Annotated in this window: 1 protein-coding gene; it reads left to right on the forward strand. The window is 53.7% G+C overall.

Annotated features, from left to right (window positions below):
• Positions 1 to 418: 418 nt before the first annotated feature.
• Positions 419 to 581: transposase (locus tag JK635_RS28615; protein ID WP_498043877.1), on the forward strand; the 163-nt coding region annotated here is incomplete at its 3' end.

Below are 581 nucleotides of genomic sequence, written 5' to 3' on the forward strand. Positions count from 1 at the left end.
ATACCAGGAAACTAATCACTCATTTTTCTGACCATGATGGTGGTGCTCACTATCACGTCCACCGTTACGCGGCATAAAAATATCGCGACTGCCGTTGATACTGTATTTTCAATTTTTCTTTCTGAAACGGCGACGTGAGCCATGTGTCGGCGGCGCCGCTAATCTACGAGCGGTTCGCCGATACTATCCTCGGCTGTATGGTTGGGCTTTCTGCTAGCATATGCCCGCACAGTCCTTGGTGTCGCGTAGTAACGAGCCGCCACTTGAAGCGATTGCTCTATTTGAACCGGTCCGGCCTTCGTGGAGGCCGGTTAGTGTGAGTCAGGCCTGTGTTACCTGACCGCTCAACTGCCCGTAATAGTTTGCTTTGAATCGCCCCGGTTTTTGTAGAGGCTCCATTGTTTGAGAGAATGGAGTCATGAAGAAGCAACCCAAGTATTCCCGCGAAGTTATGGAGCGCGCCGTGCGCATGGTCAGCGAGGCTGCCAGTGAGTACAGTTCGCAGTGGGCCGCGATCGAATCGATAGCCGCCAAGATCGGCTGTACACCTGAAACGCTGCGCCGCTGGGTACGCCAGCAAG

Origin of the sequence: Neobacillus paridis, assembly GCF_016765675.1 — a bacterium.
GTDB classification, from domain to species: domain Bacteria; phylum Bacillota; class Bacilli; order Bacillales; family Cytobacillaceae; genus Neobacillus; species Neobacillus paridis.